Below are 18,589 nucleotides of genomic sequence, written 5' to 3' on the forward strand. Positions count from 1 at the left end.
ATACAAGATCTTGTTGTTTTCCATTGCGTAAAGTAAGTTGTTTTCTGTAATGGAAAACAACTTACTTTGGTGCTGCAGGAGGGAGCTTTAGTTTTGTCTGATCAGGATGTTCGGGACGCACTTGCATTTGAGGAGCAACAACGGCTGGCCGCAGCCAAGCGGCCGCCCATCTGGTTGAGCCTGCTCGCAGCGGTGGTGTACGGTGCGTGGTTTGCCTACATGTGGATCAAGGATGACGTCCATCCTCTCGTTCTTGTTGGTGGACTGCTTCTTGTACTCGCGCTCTTGGTGAGTCTCGCCTTCTTTTATCGCACGGGGGTGAGGGATTCGATGCGCCAGAAGGTGGATCCGCATGCGTCACGGAGTGTCACCTGGCGGTATTTTGCGGGTTTGGGTTTCATGATTCTGCCGGCACTGTTCAATCCTTTTGTTGAAGGGCATGTTATTGCCTCGTGCATCGCAGGTGTGCTGTGCAGCTTGGCGGTCTTTTGGACGTTGCACACGGGTGCGCTGGATAGGATGCCGCGATGAATGGGCTCGATCCGGTAATTCACCCGCTCAATCGCTTTAAGATTTGCGCCACACTCAATGCTTTCGGTGCCACGCAGGGTGGGGAAGTAAACCGTGAGATGAAGTTCGCTATGTTGCGTGACCGCACGGAGCTTTCCGACGCCTCCCTGTCCAAGCAGCTTGGTGCATTAGAGAAAGCTGGCTACGTCACGCGCTTCCGCGAGTACGGCACCAGCCGCGCTAAAGATTCGGTATGGGTCGCTCTGACGGAGGAAGGTAAAACAGCTTTCGATGGTCATTTGGCGGCGCTTAAGGCTTTGGCCGGAGATTGATCGTGGGCACAGTTCACAAGGCATCAGCGTTCCCACGCATCATGCCGATGACGGTTTTAGAGCCCGAATGTCCTAGGATTTAGGGGCTATGGCGAAATCATCGACGTATCGTACAGACATTGACGGCCTGCGCGGCTTGGCCATCGCGCTGGTCGTGTTCTTCCACGTCTTCGTGGGCAAGGTCTCAGCGGGCGTCGACGTCTTCCTGCTTATCGGCGGAGTCTTCTTTTTCGGGCCCCAAATTCGCAACGCCCTCAACCCTCGGGGGCTAACCCCAGTCCAAGTGGTTATCAGGATGCTGCGTCGACTCTTTCCGGCGCTCGTGGTTACGGTCACTGTCACGCTGGCCCTAGCCCTAATAGTCTTTCCCCCGACGCGGTGGGGAAGAGAAGGCCGAGAAGCGCTGAGCTCGTTAGCCTATGTCCAAAACTTCGCTTTATCGGCTGCCGGACAGGACTACGCTGCCATTGGTCAAGATGTGAGTACGTATCAACACCTGTGGTCCATGTCAGCCCAGCTGCAAATCTATCTAGGATCCCTACTGGTTATCTTCCTGTGTGCAGGTGTGTACCGGCTCTGTGGACGCCGTGAAGGTAAGGCCCAGGTCAGTGGTATAAACATGGCCCCTTGGGGGCTCGGCATTGCTACGCTGGCCAGCTTCCTTTACGCGATGTATCTGCATGGTGTTGACCAAGGTACAAATTATTACTCGCCGCTCAGCCGTTTCTGGGAGGTTGGCCTCGGCGGGCTGCTGGGGCTGTGGCTGACACAACCGGGAACCCACCGCATGTCTGGAACTGCTGGGGCCGGTCATCGGAAGACTGACTGGAGTCTTGTTGGCCTAGCGCTCATCCTGGCCACCGGAGTAGTCATGGACGGCGCCCAGCAGTTCCCCGGCCCTGCGACGCTGATGCCGCTTGCGGGCGCGGCTCTCATTATCGTCGCGGGACCTTCCTCGCGTCTCGGTCGGCTTCTGACCACCGCACCATTCCAATTCTTAGGTCGAATTTCTTACAGTCTTTACTTGTGGCACTGGCCATTGTTGGTGTTGGTTACCTATCTACTCAGTGGGGGAGAGTCCAACCGCGATGGTATGGGCATTCTCGCTGCTGTTGGCACTACCCGTGGACTTGCGGCGGGTGCCGGCGTCATTGCCCTCTCGGTGGTGCTTGCCTGGCTCACGCTGAGCTACGTGGAGGTGCCGACTCGGCAGAAAACTAAACCCGGAGAGCGCTCTTGGGCGCCAGGGAGGTTAGTCGGTGTAGAAAAGGGTGCGACGGCAGGTATCGCGGCGCTAACCGTCTCAGCTATAGCACTGGCCGCGTGGGCGCAGCCTCCTGCGGTTTCGGATTCAACCGCGAGCATTAGCGAGAGCGACACTATTGACTATCCCGGCCCCGATGCTCTCCTAAACGGTGTTGAGGTGCCGCCGCGTGACCCGGTGCCGAATGCTCTCAACCCTATTGAGTCTTTCTACCCGGCCTCGCACGCCGATGGCTGCACGGCACTTTTTGAACATGAAGAGCCGATTCTGACGCATCAGCGAAACACTGAGGATATACCGTGCGCATACGGTGACCTGGAATCCGCTCGTACGATGTACCTGTTTGGAAATTCACATGCGGACCATATATTGACGACCTTGGATATCGTGGGTCGTGACCAGGGGATTCGAATTGTTCCGCTGCTGAAGATGGGCTGCTTCCCAGGCGGTGAGCCTAAGCGCTCCGACGGACACGACTACCCGGAGTGCGCCGCCTGGACCGAGGCTGCTTTGGAATACATGGAGGCCAATCCAGCTACGGAAGGCACCTTTCTCATTTCTACCCAGCCAGCGCCAGGAACCATGGGGCCCGAGCAGACTCCCGAGGGACTCCGCACGGTGGTCGAACGCCTCAACAGTGCGGGCATGCGAGTGTGGGGTTTGCGCGACACGCCCTGGCCGCACACCTCGGCAGGCCCCTTAGATGTGCGTGACTGCGTGGCTGCGGGTGGATACGTTGCAGGCGATCCCCTGCTTGATTGCGGCGTGGAGCGAGACGACTCACTGTTGGCTGAGAACCCTGCCGTGAGCGCACTGGCTGGGTTGGATGTCACTCACCTTGACCTGACAAACGCCATGTGTGGTCCAGAGCGTTGCCCTGGCGTGATCGGCAACGTGATGGTTTACCGCGATTCTTCGCATCTCACCAACACGTTCGCCGCCATGTTGAGTGACGGGCTAGAGCGCCAAATGTACGGTGGTACGCTACCTAGCGATGAACTTGTTGAAGAACCTACTTCCCCCGGCCTCTGACCCTGATTGGCGTGTTCCGGCCGTCCGGGTGCTCTATTTCGTTGCTGGCGTTATGGTATTTGCTGCCGTAGTGTGGTCCCCAGCCGGGACCACGGGATCTGATTTTGATCCCATTTGGAACGCCGTTGACAAGTATGTCCATGGTCAGCCGGTCTACGATGAGGACTACTCCACGCTCGATCCCCACTACCTGTACTCACCGGGGGCAACTTTTCTTCTCGGACCAATCGGCTGGCTGCCCGGCCGGGACATCGCACGTACTATCATGATGTGGCTAGGCGCGGTGTCCATCTTCACTGCGCTGTGGCTGCTGGCTGCCTCGGTTGCGGCGCGCTATCGGGGCCCTGTCTTCGCTGTGCTAGTCATCGTGGCCTGCGCCTTTAACGAGCCGGTGAAAAGCACGCTGAGCCTTACCAATATCAACGGCTTCCTCTTCCTGCTACAGGTTCTTTTTGCGCTGTTGACTATCAAGCTGCTGGCAAGCGGCTGGCGTGCGGCCCTGAAGTCTCGGGAGGCCGTCGCAGCGGGCATTATTCTTGGCGTGGCCATGACCATCAAGCCACAGTTTCTAGCTCTGGGCGTGGTATCACTGTTGTCCGGCCATATCGCCGTGCTCGTCGTGGCTGCGGTATTCATGGTCGTGGTTTTTGCCGCTGGGTGGTTCACAATGTCCCAACCACAGAATTACGTCGACCGTTTGCTGCCTTACCTGGGGCAGGCCCGCGACTATAACAATGGTTCCATCGAAGGCGTGGGCCGGCAGCTCGACTGGTCGGAGGGAGCCATCACGGGCGCAACCGTGGCTTTCCTCGTAGTGGTGGGGCTAGCGTTGGTAGCACTGTGGCGCTACAAGCGCGAGCAACCGGTGGTGTGGGTGTACTGCTCACTCGGTGTTCTTTTTGCCGGAGTGCTAATGACTACTGGTCTCATGCAGGGCTACTACTGCATCTGGCTGCTACCAGTGATTGCGACGGTGGTGATCCCCGGCAGTCCCGCGCGAACCTTACTCATCGTAGTGGTCTGGTGGTGCCTAGTTTCCAGCGCTGCGCCGCCCGAGGGCCTGTGGGCACCAGCGGAAGCTATTATCCGCTGGCGCTCGTCCTTGGCCTGGGTGGCACTGCCGCTCATTATGGCCGGGATGGCCTACTGGACGTGGCCATCCACCACGCGCACCGCACCACGGTCAGCGGACGTGGCCATGTTGGCGTAGGCGCGCAGGGCCTTGGTGACCGGGCGGTTGCGGTGCTTCGGGGTCCAGGGCTTCTCGCGCTGCTCCTCAGTGGCGCGGCGGCGTTCGAGAACGTCCTCGTCGACGTCGAGGGAGAGCTGGCGCTCGCGGATGTTGATGGTGATGGGGTCACCGTTTTCCACTAGGCCGATGAGGCCGCCGTGGGCTGCCTCGGGAGAGATGTGGCCGATGGAAAGGCCGGAAGTGCCGCCGGAGAAACGGCCATCTGTAATCAAAGCGCAGGCCTTGCCCAAACCGGAACCCTTGAGGAAGGAAGTCGGGTGCAGCATCTCCTGCATGCCGGGACCACCTGCGGGCCCCTCGTAGCGAATGACGATGACATCGCCCGGCTGGACCTCTTTCTTGAGGATGATGGACACGGCCTCCTCCTGGGACTCCACCACGCGGGCCGGGCCAGTGAAGGTCCACAGCTCTTCCTCCATGCCGGCGGCCTTGACGATGGCCCCGTTGGGGGCGAGGTTGCCGCGCAGGACGACCAGGCCACCGTCCGAGGAAAAAGCGTGCTCGGCGTCGTGGATACAGCCATTGGCAGCGTCAGTATCCAGCTCATCCCAACGGTTGGACTGGCTAAATGGCTCGGTGGTGCGTACACCGCCGGGTGCGGCGTGGAAAAGCTCGAGAGCGGCTTCCGTGGCCTTGCCGCCGCGGATATCCCAATCGTCGAGCCACTCCTCGGCGTTGTCGTAAAGCGCGGTGTGGACCTTGAGGTTCAAGTGGCCGCCGCGGCGCAGCTCGCCCAAGATGGCGGGGATGCCGCCGGCGCGGTGCACGTCTTCGATGTGGTAAGTGCCGTTGGGGGCCACCTTGGACAGGCACGGTACGCGGTAGGAGATCTCGTTGATGTCCTCGAGGGTGAAGTCCACCTCGCCCTCCTGTGCGGCGGCTAGCGTGTGGAGGATGGTGTTGGTGGAACCACCCATAGCCATGTCCAGAGCCATGGCATTGCTGAAGGCTTCCTTGGTGGCGATGGAGCGCGGGAGAACGGCGTCGTCTTCTTCGCCGTAGTAGCGTCGGCACATCTCCACGATGGTGCGGCCAGCTTGCTCGAAGAGATCTCGGCGGGCGCTGTGGGTAGCCAGCGTGGTGCCATTGCCCGGCAGGGCCAAGCCGAGCGCCTCGGTGAGGCAGTTCATGGAGTTGGCGGTGAACATGCCGGAGCAGGAACCACAGGTAGGGCAGGCGGATTCCTCCACGCGGGTCAAGCCCTCGTCGGAGACGGCATCGCTGGCCGAGGCCGTGATCGCCGTAATCAGATCCGTCGGTGCATGCGCCACGCCGTCAACGACGACGGCCTTGCCGGCTTCCATCGGGCCGCCGGAGACGAAGATGGTGGGAATGTTGAGGCGCAGTGCAGCATTCAACATACCCGGGGTGATCTTGTCGCAGTTCGAGATGCACACCAGGGCGTCGGCAGTGTGCGCGTTGACCATGTACTCGATGGAATCGGAGATAATCTCTCGCGAAGGCAGAGAGTAGAGCATGCCGCTGTGGCCCATGGCGATGCCATCGTCAACAGCAATGGTGTTGAACTCCTTCGGCACGCCGCCGGCTTCGCGGACGGCATCGGCCACGATGTCACCGACGTTTTTGAGGTGGACGTGACCGGGTACGAACTGGGTAAAGGAATTGGCGATGGCGACGATCGGCTTGCCAAAGTCACTCTCCTTGGAGCCGGTAGCGCGCCACAGTGCGCGGGCACCGGATGCCTGGCGGCCAACGGTGGTGACTTTAGAGCGGAGAGGGTACATGGTTAATCCTTCAGTTCGGGGTGTTTCTTGAGGTACTCGGCGTATTCCTCCTTGGTGAGGAGGATCTGTTGGCCATCGCGGTGGACGATGACCACCTTGTCATCGGCGGCGTCACGGCCAGCGCTCAGGGCGTCGGGGATGCGCCCATTGGAAGCGGCAGCGAGACGGGGGAGGGAGTTGAAAGTCACTCCCGGCAGGTTGAGGTTGTTGCCACTGCTGGTGCGAGCGTAGGCCTTCGAGCGTTGGAAACCGATGCCTTTAAAGTCCTTCCACGCGATGTCCTTGGGTCCGCGGAAGCCATAGGTGATGTGGATGCCCGTGCTGTCCACGGTGGTGCGGGCCCGCAGGACCCACCAGATGGCCAGCACGGGGAAGATGAGAATCCAGAAGAGGTACTTCGGGGCCCAGCCAATGCTGAGGAAAGCGATGGCGGCGAGGATGCCGATGCCGAGGAGGTGTTCGCGAGTGGGCTTGAACGTTTCGGCCGTGGGGTGTTCGGCGCGAGAAGATGCGTTCTGCGGGTGTGAGGACGTCATAGTGGGTCATCGTAATTGACAATATGGCGCGGTGGCGAACCGCCCCACCTGTGGAATCTCGCTAAATGAGAAATAGATCCCAAAAATGGGGGTAAAGGCCTGCGGTGGCGTTTCTATCAGTGTACAGTTTATCCCATGATCATTATTCGACTTCACCTCGTAGTAGTACCCGGGCGGCGCGAGCCGTAGCGAGTCCGCTAGTGACGTCGACCAGCATGCGCCCCCGTTACCTTCACACCCAGGAAGGAAAGACGGGGGCGTTATTCGTTGGATGATCTCTCCGATATCCACCCCCACTAAAGGAGCACACCAACCGTGACAGCTTCCACACCGCCACAGCGGGCGCCCGAGCGCATCACGGGCGCACACGCCATTGTCCGTACCCTCGAAGATTTGGGCACCGAGCTGGTCTTCGGCATTCCGGGCGGCGCCGTGCTTCCGCTGTACGACGCCCTGTTTGAATCCACGAAGCTGCGCCACGTGCTCACCCGCCACGAGCAGGGAGCTGGCCATGCAGCAGAAGGCTATGCGCAGGCATCCGGAAAGGTCGGCGTCATGATTGCTACCTCCGGTCCAGGTGCCACCAACCTGGTGACCCCGCTGGCGGATGCAAACCTGGACTCCGTGCCCGTCGTGGCTATTACCGGACAGGTCGGCAGTTCGTTGTTGGGCACCGACGCCTTCCAAGAGGCTGATATCCGCGGCGTGACGATGCCGATTACAAAGCATAACTTCATCGTCACCAAGGCCGAAGATATCCCTGGTGCCATTGCAGCAGCTTTCCATTTGGCTTCCAGTGGCCGTCCAGGACCTGTCCTCGTGGATATTCCGAAGGACGTGCAGAACGCGCTTATGGAGTACTCGGGTCCGGTCATGCCGGATTTGCCCGGCTACAAGCCCACTACGACCCCGCATCCGCGCCAAATTACCCAGGCTGTCCAACGCATTGCTCGCGCCGAGCGTCCGGTGCTCTACGTTGGCGGCGGTGTCATCAAGGCAGGTGCCTCCCGCGAGCTGCGCGAGTTTGCTGAGCTGACCGGCATCCCGGTGGTGACCACCCTCATGGCGCTCGGTGCTTTCCCGGATACCCACCCACAACACATGGGGATGCCCGGCATGCACGGCACGGTACCGGCGGTAGCCGCGCTCCAGCGCGCTGATCTCATCATCGCCGTGGGCGCGCGCTTCGATGACCGCGTGACCGGTGATACCGACACCTTCGCTCCCCATGCCGAGGTTATTCACGCAGATATCGACCCGGCTGAGATTGGCAAGATCCGTGAGGTAGCTGTCCCCATCGTGGGTGATGCGCGCGAGGTGCTTCTGCGCCTGACAAAGGCTTATGCCAATGATGCGGAACTGGATGCCCCGCGAATTGGCCCGTGGATGGAGTATTTGGGAGACCTGCAGAGCCGCTTCCCGCGCGGTTTCGAGCCGACAGGAGACGGCCTGCTCAATCCGCAAGAGGTTATTCAGCAACTCAGCGCAATCGTGGGCCCGGAGGCGATCTACTGCGCGGGCGTGGGCCAGCACCAGATGTGGTCGGCCCAGTTTCTTGATTTCGAGCACCCACGAAGCTGGATCAACTCCGGTGGCGCCGGCACGATGGGCTACGCAGTGCCCGCAGCGCTCGGCGCCAAAGCTGCCTGCCCGGAGCGTGAAGTCTGGGCAATCGACGGTGATGGCTGCTTCCAGATGACCAACCAGGAGCTCACCACCGCTGCGGTGGAAGGGTTCCCCATCAAGGTGGCTGTCATTAATAACGGAAACTTGGGCATGGTGCGCCAGTGGCAGACGCTCTTCTATGAGAACAAGTACTCCCATACCAAGCTGCGTGAGCACGATGAGTACGTCCCGGACTTCGTCAAGCTCAGCGAGGCCCTGGGCTGCGAATCCATTCGCGTCACCAGCGTGGAAGAGATTGGCCCGGCGATTGAACGAGCGCGCTCAATCACTGACCGCCCAGTGGTCATCGACTTCATTGTGGGCCAAGACGCCCAGGTGTGGCCGATGATTGGCGGCGGCGCCTCCAACGAGGAGATCCAGTACGCCCTGGGCCTGCGCCCGCTGTTTGATGAAAATGAGTCCGCGGCCGAGGAACCGGCCGACATCCACGAATCCCTCGAGGAGGCCTAAGAGCAATGGCTAAAGACGATATCACTCGCCACATCCTGTCCGTGCGCGTCCAGGATATTGAGGGCATCATTTCCCGTGTGACCGGTATGTTCACCCGCCGTGGTTATAACCTCATCTCGCTGGTCTCCGCGCGGACTGAAACCGAGGGAATCAACCGCCTGACCATCGTTGTGGACGCCTCCGAGGTTGTCATCGAGCAGGTGACGAAGCAGCTCAACAAGATTGTTCCGGTGCTCAAGGTGGTGGAGCTGGAAGAGGAAAACACCATTGCCCGCGCCATCATGCTGGTCAAGGTGGCTGCGGATAATTCGAACCGCCCCCAGGTGGTCGATGCGGTGAACATCTTCCGTGCCCGCATCGTGGATGTATCGCCGGAGTCCGTGGTGGTGGAGGCCACCGGAACGCCCGGCAAGCTGCAGGCGCTTCTCGATGTCCTCGAGCCCTTCGGCATCCGCGAACTGGTGCAGTCCGGAAATGTCGCGCTGGGGCGTGGCCCGAAGGCGATGGCACCGAGCAAATAAAAAATCTCACAATGTGGGCAGAGTGTCCCAAAGTGTGATACAAATTCAATAGGCAGAGTTACTACTGGATGCGTAGTGCTCACGAACCCAAAGAGAAAAGGAACATCAAACATGGCTATTGAGACTCTGTACGATTCCGATGCAGACCTGACCATCATCCAGGGCCGCAAGGTTGCCATCATTGGCTACGGCTCCCAGGGCCACGCCCACGCAATGAACCTGCGTGACTCCGGCGTTGAGGTCGCCATCGGCCTGCGCGAAGGCTCCAAGTCCCGCGAGAAGGCAGAGGAGGCTGGCTTCAAGGTTCTCACCAATGCTGAGGCTGCCAAGTGGGCTGATGTCATCATGCTGCTGGCGCCGGATACCTCTCAGGCTGCTATCTTCACCGAGGACATCGAGCCGAACCTGGAGGACGGCAACGCACTGTTCTTCGGCCACGGCCTCAACATCCACTTCGGTCTGATCAAGCCGGCAGAGAACATCACCATCGGTATGGTCGCTCCGAAGGGACCGGGCCACTTGGTTCGCCGCCAGTTCGTTGACGGAAAGGGCGTTCCTTGCCTGATTGCTACCGAGCAGGATCCGAAGGGCGAGGGACGCGAACTGACCCTGTCCTACGCCGCAGCCATCGGCGGTGCCCGCGCTGGCGTTATCCCGACCACCTTCAAGGATGAGACTGAGACCGACCTCTTCGGTGAGCAGGCTGTCCTGTGTGGCGGCGTGGAGTACCTGATCATGAACGGCTTCGAGGTCCTTACCGAGGCTGGCTACGAGCCGGAGATGGCCTACTTTGAGGTCTGCCACGAGCTGAAGCTCATTGTTGATCTCATCGTTGAGGGTGGCATCAAGAACATGAACTACTCCTGTTCTGACACCGCGGAGTTCGGCGGCTACCTTTCTGGACCGCGCGTCATCGACGCTTCCGTGAAGGAGCGTATGAAGGATGTCCTGACCGATATTCAGGACGGCACCTTTGTCAAGCGCCTCGTTGCCAACGTTGAGGGTGGCAACAAGGAGCTCGAGGATCTGCGCGCCAAGGTGAACTCCCACCCGATCGAGCAGACTGGCTCCCAGCTGCGCGATCTCATGAGCTGGGTAAAGAATCCGCTGGACGCAACTGCCTAAACCGCGTTTTATCTGAAGATTCCCGTTGGCCTGTGTGCAGTGGTCAACGGGAATCTTTTGTTTTGTGATGTTCTCGCACAAACGGGCACATTCCCACATCCGAGAGTAGGGTTGAGGCCATGGGTTTCTCTACGCCAAGCTATGACCTTAATGACCTCTTCGCCCGCATCGATCGCGGTGATATTCAGCTTCCCGATTTTCAGCGCTCCTATTCCTGGGACGAGGACCGCATCCGATCGTTGATCGTCACTGTCCTGCGCGGCTACCCGCTCGGCGCATTTATGGCCTTGGATACCCGCAACGAGGCTATGCGCTTTCGGCCGCGGCCGCTCGCAGGTGCGCCCAATACCGGGGTAAACCCCGGCCTGCTTCTGCTCGATGGTCAGCAGAGGTTGACCACTCTGTACCACTGCTTCCGTGGCGAGGGTTTTGTCGATACCACTGATTTTCGTTCCAAGAAGGTTTCCCGCAAGTACTTTGTAGACTTGCATAAGGCGACCTCCGAGGACATCATGCCGGATGAGGCCGTCTTCGCTATCAACCAACACGGCGAGCTGCGCTCCCACTTCGCGCCAGAGCTCGAGTCTTTTTTGAACAGCCGTGAGGCCGCCGTGGAAGCATGCTGCATTCCCGTCTCCGCGCTCCTGAGCGAGGAGGGCACTAGCATGCTCTTCGAGCTCGCGGCAGCTAATGACGGCGCCAATCGCGATGTTGTTGCTGCCTTCAACAACCGGATTCTGCGCCCCCTGTCCGGATACACTGTGCCGATGATCCGTCTTTCTCGTGAGACTGCGAGCGCTGGCATTGGCTCCATCTTCGCGCAGGTGAACTCGGCTGGTTTGCAGATGGATGTCTTCGATCTCCTCACAGCAGTCTTTGCATCTGAAGACCCGGACTTTCACTTGGCGGAGGATTGGGCGGACGTCGAGAGGCAGCTGCGTGCCTTCCGGGCGCTCGACGGAATTGGCCGTAATGAGTTCTTGTCGGCGGTGTCTTTGCTGGTGTCGGGGGAGAAGGGCAACGCTGGCGGCCAGCGCGAGGATATCCTGCAGCTCTCGTTGTCGGAGTACCGCAAGGCTTCGCAAACCCTAGTGATTACTTTCCGTGAGGTGGCTGAATTCTTAGCTGAGCGCTGCATCCTATCTTTGGAGCAGGTGCCCTATTCCGAGCAGATCATTCCGCTGGCGGTGATCTTGGCACGTCTGGCGGAGAAGAAGGGCGTGCTGTCGAGCCAGGAATCCTGGGACCGCCTCAACCAGTGGTTCTGGAGCGGCGTCTTTGGTGAGCTCTACGGCTCGTCGGCCGTGAAGCTACGTGCCGCACGCGATGTCGACGAGGTCACCGCATGGGTTGCAGGCGACACCGAGGATATTCCGAAGACCGTCCGTGATGCCTCCTTCCGCGAGTCCCGCCTGTTGTCGGTAGGAGAGCACGACGGAGTGTGGCACGGCCTGTACGCCCTGCTCATGGCTCGTGGCGCAAAGGACTGGCGTACGGGCCGTCCGTTTAGTCGCCATAGCTTTGAGGAACTGCAGCCGGGCTTCTTTCCCGTCTTCCCACTTCGCTGGTGCGAGCGCCACGGCGTCAGCGGCGTGCTGGCAAACTCCGTGCTGAACCGCACTCCGATGGGCAAACGCACCGAGGTTGTCATCGATGGGCATTCGCCCGAGCGCTACCTGCCGCGCGTGCAGTCGAAATCGATCATGGAGGATGCTGAGTTCGATAGCGTGCTGGCCTCCCACGAACTGGAACCAGAGCTGCTGACCGCAAAGACTGTGCACCAGTTCTTTGCTGACCGCCGCGAGCGCTTCGTTGGCATCGTTGAATACGCGCTGAACAAAAAGGTAGTGTCTGACGTGGACGAGGCGAATCTCTCTGGTGGCGAGGAGGGGCCGCAGGCCTTTGCTCGTTAAGGTTCCATTTCTACGTGGGCTAAAGGCCGTCTCCGCGGCGCTACTGCTGGGCATGACCGCTCTGGGAGCCGTAGGGTGCTCATCGCTGGGACGCGGTGAGCCCCTCTTGACTCAAGACATCACCGCTCTCCCTGAGTCTGAGATTGATCTGGCTCGCGCGAGCGAGGAAAACCGCCTGCGGCTCATTGATCCGCAATTCGCCGATGAAGTCACCGTTGTTGGGGACCGTTGGGGAATCGATTCGGCACGTTTATTTTTCAAGGAGAGCAATTCGCTGATCCTCGCCGAGGAGACGGATGCTGCGGCCTTGCGCGCAGCGACGTTGAGCGTGTCGCAGCGCGTTCCCATGGTGACCTACGACGATTCGATTCGCCCGCAGATTTCACAACTGCTCAATGACCTTGATGTTGACCGAATCCTGGTTATCGGCAACGTCCCGTGGGCTAGCCAGAGCGGGCAACTCGAGGTCATCCACGACCCAGGAAACACCAAGGCGTTGGGGGAGTACACCGCTTTTCGTTTTGATTCCAAAGTAGTGATGAACCGTGAGCGCATGGTTGATAACATCGCGCGCTTGGATTCCTCTACGAAAACGGAGCTCAAGGCCGCGTGGGAGCCGCTGCCGCAGCAGCTTACCAAGGAGAAGATGCCGGCGATTCCCGCGCAAGCGCGCCGTGATGCGCAGATGGCACCGGTAATAGTGGCGACGAAAGATAGCCCCTTAGCCAATGTGGTGAATGCCACCGCATATGGCGGTACGGTGTTCGTGATGGAGGACCCGGATCCGACGGCGACGAAGGCCGGCGCGGCGATTACAGCTGGACTATCAGACGGGCCGATCGTGGCCCTTGGTCCGGAATTCGGTTCAGTGACAGAATTCACGCATAAAATCACTCAGGGCTGGAAAGAATAAACTACACTTCTCGGCATCTCCAATTCTGACTAGTAAAGGAAGTTATGTCGAAGCCGGTCGTTCTTATCGCCGATAAGCTTGCAGAATCCACCGTCGATGCTCTCGGGGACACCGTCGAGGTCCGCTGGGTAGATGGTCCAAATCGTGCGGAGCTGCTCGCCGCGGTGCCGGAGGCTGACGCCCTCCTCGTCCGCTCTGCCACGACCGTGGATGCGGAGGTGCTCGCCGCTGCGGAGAACCTCAAGATTGTGGGTCGCGCTGGTGTCGGTTTGGACAATGTTGATATCCCCGCTGCCACCGAGCGCGGCGTCATGGTTGTCAACGCGCCGACCTCCAACATTCACTCCGCGTGTGAGCAGGCCATCGCGCTGCTTCTGGCCACCGCCCGCCAGGTGCCGGCAGCGGATCAGTCTCTGCGTCAGGGGGAGTGGAAGCGTTCCTCCTTCAAGGGCGTCGAGATCTATGGCAAGACCATCGGCATCGTCGGCTTCGGCCACATCGGCCAGCTCTTCGCGCAGCGCCTCCTGGCTTTTGAAACCACCGTCATCGCCTACGATCCTTATGCCAATCCGGCTCGCGCAGCAGCGCTGGGTGTAGATCTGGTGAGCCTTGAAGAGCTCATGTCCCGCTCTGATTTCGTGACCATTCACCTGCCTAAGACGCCGGAGACCGCCGGCATGTTTGATGCTGAGCTCTTGGCTAAGGCCAAGAAGGGTCAGATTATTATCAACGCCGCCCGCGGTGGCTTGGTTGATGAGGCAGCGCTGGCAGAGTCCATCAAGTCGGGCCACCACCGCGGCGCGGGCTTCGACGTGTATGCTTCCGAGCCCTGCACCGACTCCCCGCTCTTCGAGCTGCCGCAGGTAACCGTGTCGCCGCACCTTGGTGCTTCCACGGTAGAGGCGCAGGACCGTGCGGGTACCGACGTCGCCGCATCCGTGTTGAAGGCTCTGGCCGGTGAGTTCGTGGCCGACGCCGTCAATGTTGAGGGCGGCAAGGTCGGCGAAGAGGTATCCGGCTGGCTTGACCTGACGCGCAAGCTTGGTCTCGTTGCCGGCAACCTGTTGGGTGCAGCGCCCGTCGCCATCGAGGTGGAGGCGTGTGGTGAGCTGGCCAATGAAGAAGTCTCAGCGCTTGGTTTGTCTGCCGTTCGCGGCGTGTTCTCCGGCGTGGTTTCGGAAACCGTTACTTTTGTCAACGCCATGAAGATCGCCGAAAGCCGCGGCGTGACCGTGGACGTTAAGACCAACGTGGAGTCGAAGGGCCACCGCTCTTCGGTGCGCGTGAAGGTCATCGGCCCGAACGGTCTGGTTTCCCAGCTCACCGGTGCCTTGACTGGTATCGATGGTGTGGAGAAGATTGTCCGCATCAACGGCCGTGGCGTCGACATGCGCGCTACCGGCCGCAACCTCTTCTTCTCCTACAAGGATGCCCCGGGTGCCCTGGGAACCGTGGGCACCAAGCTGGGCGCTGCTGGAATCAACATCGTGGCTGCCGCCCTGACCCAGGGCAAGGAAGCCTCCGATGCTGTGCTCATCCTGCGCGTCGAACGTGAGGTGCCGGAGGAGCTGGTCGAGGACATCAACGCGGCGCTGGGTGCTACCTGCCGCCAGCTCGACTTGGACGCATAGCGCACAGGCTAAGCTTTTCGCAACAGCCCCGTGAAGGAACCAACGTGGTTCTTCACGGGGGTTTCTCCGTCGCCGAAGTGTGGAGAGTGGTACGCTCACATGTATCCAATATGTGAGAAAGGAATCCCACAAAATGAAACTAGCAGTGATTGGTGGCGACGGCATTGGTCCTGAGGTAACCGCGGAGGCATTGAAGGTCCTGCGCGCGGTTCGCCAGGATATCGAGGTCACTGACTATGACCTCGGTGCTAGGCGCTACCTGCGCAACGGGGAGCTGCTTACCGACGCCGACCTGGCATCCCTGCGCGAGCACGACGCCATCCTGCTCGGTGCGATTGGCGCACCCGGTGAGGTTCCGCCTGGTGTCTTGGAGCGCGGCCTGCTGCTGAAGATGCGTTTCGCCCTCGACCATCACGTTAACCTGCGCCCCTCCAAGCTGTACCCAACGTCCACCTCGCCGCTGGCGAACCCGGGTGATATTGATTTCGTCGTCGTGCGCGAAGGCACCGAAGGTCTGTACTGCGGTAACGGCGGCACGCTGCGCGAGGGAACCGAACACGAGGTGGCCTCAGAGGTTTCGCAGAACACGCGCTTCGGCGTTGAACGCGTGGTGCGTGATGCCTTCCAGCGCGCAATGGGCCGCCGCAAGCACGTGACTTTGGTGCACAAGACCAATGTCCTTGTTAATGCCGGCGGACTCTGGCAGCGTACGGTGGACGAGGTGGCGCAGGAATTCCCTGAGGTTAGCGTGGACTACAACCACATCGATGCCGCAACCATCTACATGGTCACCGACCCTGCGCGCTATGACGTCATCGTTACTGACAACCTCTTTGGTGACATCCTGACTGACTTGGCGGGCGCGGTCACCGGAGGTATCGGCTTGGCCGCCTCCGGAAATATTGATGCCTCCGGGGCTAATCCCTCCATGTTTGAGCCGGTCCACGGTTCTGCACCGGACATTGCGGGCAAGGGGATTGCGGATCCCACCGCGGCGATCTTGTCCGCGGCGATGCTGCTGCGCCACCTCGGAGACGAGGACAACGCCGTGCGCATCGAAGAGGCCGTGGCGGCCGATGTTTCCGCCCGCGGAGGAGCACAGGCGCATACCCCTGAAATTGGTGATCGAATCGCCGCCGCGCTCAGTGCCTAGCGCTGTATGGTTGGCGCATGAGCGTCGAAATAGACGAGGTCACTAGCTTCCTCGCCCAGCATGAGCCTTTCTCCCGTCTGCCGGAGGAAGAGCTCACCGCCCTGTCCTCACAGCTGAGCATGATCTACCTGCGCCGCGGGGATATTCCCATAAAGATGGGGGAAGAGAATGCTCATCTCCACATCATCCGCACCGGTGCGATTGATGTGGTGGGAGAGGAAGGCGTGTTACTGGACCGCCGCGAATCTGGCCTTACCTTTGGCTACTCCACACTGCAGGGAGAGCCGGTCTCTGCCTATGAGATGGTCGCGGTGGAAGACAGCCTTGTCTTCACCCTCCCGCAGGAGGCCTTTAGCCAACTCGCGGAGCGCAACCCTGACATCGCGCGTTTCTTTTCAGCGCAGTCCCGCCAGATCCGAGCAGCAGCGCGGGAGCTCACCGAATCCGCACCAACAGACGTGCTCCGCACGCCGCTGAGGGAGCTCATTCGGACTGACGTGTTGACGACGCCAGCCGCAACTACCATCCGCGAAGCTGCTCTGCTGATGACAGAGCATGGCGTTTCTTCGTTACTCGTCGTGAAAGCGGGCCCGGAGTCAGACAAGCGTCTCACCGGAATCCTTACCGACCGCGATTTGCGAACCCGGGTGCTCGCCGCCCAGCGCGACCCTGCCGAGCCGGTAGGGGAGATCATGACGCCGCAGCCCCTCACAGTATCGGCAGATGCCCCGGCCATGGAAGCCCTGCTGCACATGGCCGAGCGCCGAATCCACCATTTGCCGGTGGTCAAAGAAGGCACCCTGCAGGGGATAGTGACACAGTCGGACGTTACCCGGCTGCTGCACAATGATCCGGTCTACCTCGCTGCGGATCTTTCACGGCGCTCCAGTGTTGCAGAGCTGAATGGTGCCTTCAATGAGGCCACGCGCCTAGCCGGGCTCTTCGTGGAACGCGGCTCCACACCGGCGGAAGCCTCGAGCCTGGTCACGCTTGCCGCCGATGCTATGGCACGACGCTTGTGCACGCTGGCGGAGGAGGAGCTCGGTCCTCCGCCTGTGGAGTATGCCTTCGTGGCCGTGGGCTCGCAGGGAAGGCGAGAGATGGCGCTGGCCTCGGACCAGGATAATGCGCTTGTCCTCGCGGATGATTTCGATGCCGCTGCGCATGGGGAGTACTTTGCGCGGCTTAGTTCCTTTGTGTGCCAGGGCTTAGCCGACGCCGGGCAGATCCTGTGCCCTGGGGACATGATGGCCATGACCAATCAGTGGCGGATGACGCGCTCCCAATGGATCGATACCTTCCGTCGGTGGATTCGAGACCCTCAACCGGAGGCGCTGCTCAACGCGCAAATCTTCTTCGACTTCCGGGTTCTCTATGGAAGCGAGGCGCTGGGCCGGGAAGTTCACACTGCGGCCGTGGAAATGGGACAAGGGGCAACGCGCTTGCACGCCCACCTAGCTAGCTTGGCCGCGCGCCGTGAGCCACCGCTGACCTTCTTCCGGGGGCTTGTGGTGGAGCGCGATGGCGACTACGCAAACACCCTCGATATCAAAAAGGGCGGAACAGCGGGCATCGTGCAGATGGCCCGTCTCTTCGCCCTGGCCTCCGGTTCCACCGTGGTGGACACGCGCCAACGGCTCAGGGAAGCAGCGGGTAGTACGGTGAGCCGACAGGGCGCACAGGAGCTTCTCGACGCCTTCGACTACCTGCGTTCCCTGTCCTTCCAGCATCAAGCCCGCCAGCTGCGGGAGGGCCAGCAGCCGGATTATCACATCGACCCCAAGGGCCTCGGCCGCATGGAGCGAGAGCACCTGCGCGATGCTTTCCGTGCCATCAAGTCGATGCAGAATGCGTTGGCCACGAAGTATCCGGTGAGGAATATCTAGATGTGGAGCCCCTGGAGACGGCGTGCGGATTGGGGCGCGCCAGGACGAGGCACCCCGCTCGATGAACTGGATTTGCTTGCCGTAGACATGGAGACCACGAGCCTAGACCCGCGAAAAGGAAAGATTGTCTCCATTGGCTGGGTGCCGGTTAACGGGGGAGTCATCGACTTATCTGGTGCCGGCTATACCGTGGTGCGCGGCGCGCAGGTGGCCGAGGATGCACATGTCCACCTGCTGACGCAGGAGGTCATTGATGCCGGCGAGGAGCTAAGTATCGCGGTGACGCAATTGCGCCAAGCTCTGCAGGGACGCGCACTACTCGCGCATTTCGCGGCCTTGGAGGTGGGGTTTATTGAAGCTGCCTCCCGTGAGGTCTTTGGGGAGCGCCCGCGACTGAGCGTGGTTGATACCTTTGCGCTCGAGCGGCGCCACATGGAGCGCATGGGAACCTACCCGCGCGGAGAAGATTTGCGCCTGCCCCGCGTGCGCGCGCGTTATGGTCTACCGCGTTATGGAAGCCACAATGCGCTCAGTGATGCCTTGGCCTGTGCTGAGTTATACCTTGCGCAGCGGGGACACACACGAGCGGTGACCTTAGGGGACGTCGCCCAGCGCTAGGCCTGTGCGAAGGTGCTCGCCG

Annotated in this window: 15 protein-coding genes; 13 read left to right on the forward strand and 2 right to left on the reverse strand. The window is 60.6% G+C overall.

The features are described from left to right. Positions 1-93: 93 nt before the first annotated feature. The 4 genes from CAURIM_RS05800 to CAURIM_RS05815 all read left to right on the forward strand — a co-directional run bounded on the left by CAURIM_RS05800 (position 94) and on the right by CAURIM_RS05815 (position 4,348). Positions 94-531 carry a hypothetical protein gene (locus tag CAURIM_RS05800; protein ID WP_070447645.1) on the forward strand — a complete coding sequence of 146 codons (438 nt, stop codon included), beginning with the start codon at positions 94-96 and terminating at the stop codon, positions 529-531. Next, positions 528-842 (forward strand): transcriptional regulator, encoded by a 315-nt coding sequence (locus CAURIM_RS05805; RefSeq protein WP_070447642.1) that lies wholly within the window; start codon positions 528-530, stop codon positions 840-842. The genes CAURIM_RS05800 and CAURIM_RS05805 overlap by 4 nt, the downstream gene beginning before the upstream one ends. An 88-nt stretch (positions 843-930) precedes the next feature. After that, positions 931-3,138, forward strand: coding sequence for an acyltransferase family protein (locus CAURIM_RS05810; RefSeq protein WP_201828331.1), 2,208 nt, complete (start codon positions 931-933; stop codon positions 3,136-3,138). Further along, complete coding sequence (locus CAURIM_RS05815) at positions 3,101-4,348, forward strand: glycosyltransferase family 87 protein (RefSeq protein ID WP_201828330.1); 1,248 nt, start codon at positions 3,101-3,103, stop codon at positions 4,346-4,348. The genes CAURIM_RS05810 and CAURIM_RS05815 overlap by 38 nt, the downstream gene beginning before the upstream one ends. Here CAURIM_RS05815 and ilvD read toward each other — a convergent pair. Then, positions 4,282-6,135 carry a dihydroxy-acid dehydratase gene (ilvD, locus tag CAURIM_RS05820; RefSeq protein ID WP_201828329.1) on the reverse strand — a complete coding sequence of 618 codons (1,854 nt, stop codon included), beginning with the start codon at positions 6,133-6,135 and terminating at the stop codon, positions 4,282-4,284. The two genes, CAURIM_RS05815 and ilvD, sit on opposite strands and share 67 nt — an antisense overlap. Positions 6,136-6,137: 2 nt before the next feature. Beyond that, positions 6,138-6,671 (reverse strand): PH domain-containing protein, encoded by a 534-nt coding sequence (locus CAURIM_RS05825; RefSeq protein WP_201828328.1) that lies wholly within the window; start codon positions 6,669-6,671, stop codon positions 6,138-6,140. A 315-nt stretch (positions 6,672-6,986) separates the two neighbouring features. On the opposite strand from CAURIM_RS05825, the gene CAURIM_RS05830 reads away from it, so the two are divergent. The 9 genes from CAURIM_RS05830 to CAURIM_RS05870 all read left to right on the forward strand — a co-directional run bounded on the left by CAURIM_RS05830 (position 6,987) and on the right by CAURIM_RS05870 (position 18,567). After that, the gene (locus tag CAURIM_RS05830) at positions 6,987-8,807 is read left to right on the forward strand and encodes an acetolactate synthase large subunit (protein WP_201828327.1); all 1,821 of its coding nucleotides are present in this window, start codon (positions 6,987-6,989) and stop codon (positions 8,805-8,807) included. A gap of 5 nt (positions 8,808-8,812) precedes the next feature. After that, entirely contained in the window at positions 8,813-9,328 is a 516-nt protein-coding gene (ilvN, locus tag CAURIM_RS05835; protein WP_010186907.1) for an acetolactate synthase small subunit, read from the forward strand. A 111-nt stretch (positions 9,329-9,439) separates the two neighbouring features. Further along, positions 9,440-10,453 carry a ketol-acid reductoisomerase gene (ilvC, locus tag CAURIM_RS05840; protein WP_010186905.1) on the forward strand — a complete coding sequence of 338 codons (1,014 nt, stop codon included), beginning with the start codon at positions 9,440-9,442 and terminating at the stop codon, positions 10,451-10,453. 119 nt (positions 10,454-10,572) lie between these two features. Beyond that, a complete protein-coding gene (locus CAURIM_RS05845; RefSeq protein WP_201828326.1) occupies positions 10,573-12,366 on the forward strand; it encodes a GmrSD restriction endonuclease domain-containing protein in 1,794 nt (597 codons plus the stop codon). 52 nt (positions 12,367-12,418) lie between these two features. Continuing rightward, the gene (locus tag CAURIM_RS05850) at positions 12,419-13,279 is read left to right on the forward strand and encodes a hypothetical protein (protein WP_201828325.1); all 861 of its coding nucleotides are present in this window, start codon (positions 12,419-12,421) and stop codon (positions 13,277-13,279) included. Between the two features lie 44 nt (positions 13,280-13,323). Beyond that, the gene (serA, locus tag CAURIM_RS05855) at positions 13,324-14,910 is read left to right on the forward strand and encodes a phosphoglycerate dehydrogenase (protein ID WP_201828324.1); all 1,587 of its coding nucleotides are present in this window, start codon (positions 13,324-13,326) and stop codon (positions 14,908-14,910) included. Positions 14,911-15,043: 133 nt separating this feature from the next. Then, positions 15,044-16,063 (forward strand): 3-isopropylmalate dehydrogenase, encoded by a 1,020-nt coding sequence (locus CAURIM_RS05860; protein WP_070718629.1) that lies wholly within the window; start codon positions 15,044-15,046, stop codon positions 16,061-16,063. Between the two features lie 17 nt (positions 16,064-16,080). After that, positions 16,081-17,949 carry a DUF294 nucleotidyltransferase-like domain-containing protein gene (locus CAURIM_RS05865; protein ID WP_201828323.1) on the forward strand — a complete coding sequence of 623 codons (1,869 nt, stop codon included), beginning with the start codon at positions 16,081-16,083 and terminating at the stop codon, positions 17,947-17,949. Further along, entirely contained in the window at positions 17,950-18,567 is a 618-nt protein-coding gene (locus CAURIM_RS05870) for an exonuclease domain-containing protein (protein WP_070447617.1), read from the forward strand. Positions 18,568-18,589: the final 22 nt, after the last annotated feature.

The sequence above is a fragment of the Corynebacterium aurimucosum genome (assembly GCF_030408555.1).
GTDB lineage: Bacteria > Actinomycetota > Actinomycetes > Mycobacteriales > Mycobacteriaceae > Corynebacterium > Corynebacterium aurimucosum.

What these genes read in the sequence shown, in the direction of transcription:
- CAURIM_RS05865 (WP_201828323.1), top strand. Translation starts at nt 16,081, where the DNA reads ATGAGCGTCGAAATAGACGAGGTCACTAGCTTCCTCGCCCAGCATGAG.
- CAURIM_RS05805 (WP_070447642.1), top strand. Translation starts at nt 528, where the DNA reads ATGAATGGGCTCGATCCGGTAATTCACCCGCTCAATCGCTTTAAGATT.
- ilvN (WP_010186907.1), top strand. Translation starts at nt 8,813, where the DNA reads ATGGCTAAAGACGATATCACTCGCCACATCCTGTCCGTGCGCGTCCAG.
- CAURIM_RS05815 (WP_201828330.1), top strand. Translation starts at nt 3,101, where the DNA reads ATGAACTTGTTGAAGAACCTACTTCCCCCGGCCTCTGACCCTGATTGG.
- CAURIM_RS05870 (WP_070447617.1), top strand. Translation starts at nt 17,950, where the DNA reads ATGTGGAGCCCCTGGAGACGGCGTGCGGATTGGGGCGCGCCAGGACGA.
- CAURIM_RS05845 (WP_201828326.1), top strand. Translation starts at nt 10,573, where the DNA reads ATGGGTTTCTCTACGCCAAGCTATGACCTTAATGACCTCTTCGCCCGC.
- CAURIM_RS05860 (WP_070718629.1), top strand. Translation starts at nt 15,044, where the DNA reads ATGAAACTAGCAGTGATTGGTGGCGACGGCATTGGTCCTGAGGTAACC.
- ilvC (WP_010186905.1), top strand. Translation starts at nt 9,440, where the DNA reads ATGGCTATTGAGACTCTGTACGATTCCGATGCAGACCTGACCATCATC.
- CAURIM_RS05825 (WP_201828328.1), bottom strand. Translation starts at nt 6,671, where the DNA reads ATGACGTCCTCACACCCGCAGAACGCATCTTCTCGCGCCGAACACCCC.
- ilvD (WP_201828329.1), bottom strand. Translation starts at nt 6,135, where the DNA reads ATGTACCCTCTCCGCTCTAAAGTCACCACCGTTGGCCGCCAGGCATCC.
- CAURIM_RS05810 (WP_201828331.1), top strand. Translation starts at nt 931, where the DNA reads ATGGCGAAATCATCGACGTATCGTACAGACATTGACGGCCTGCGCGGC.
- CAURIM_RS05850 (WP_201828325.1), top strand. Translation starts at nt 12,419, where the DNA reads ATGACCGCTCTGGGAGCCGTAGGGTGCTCATCGCTGGGACGCGGTGAG.
- serA (WP_201828324.1), top strand. Translation starts at nt 13,324, where the DNA reads ATGTCGAAGCCGGTCGTTCTTATCGCCGATAAGCTTGCAGAATCCACC.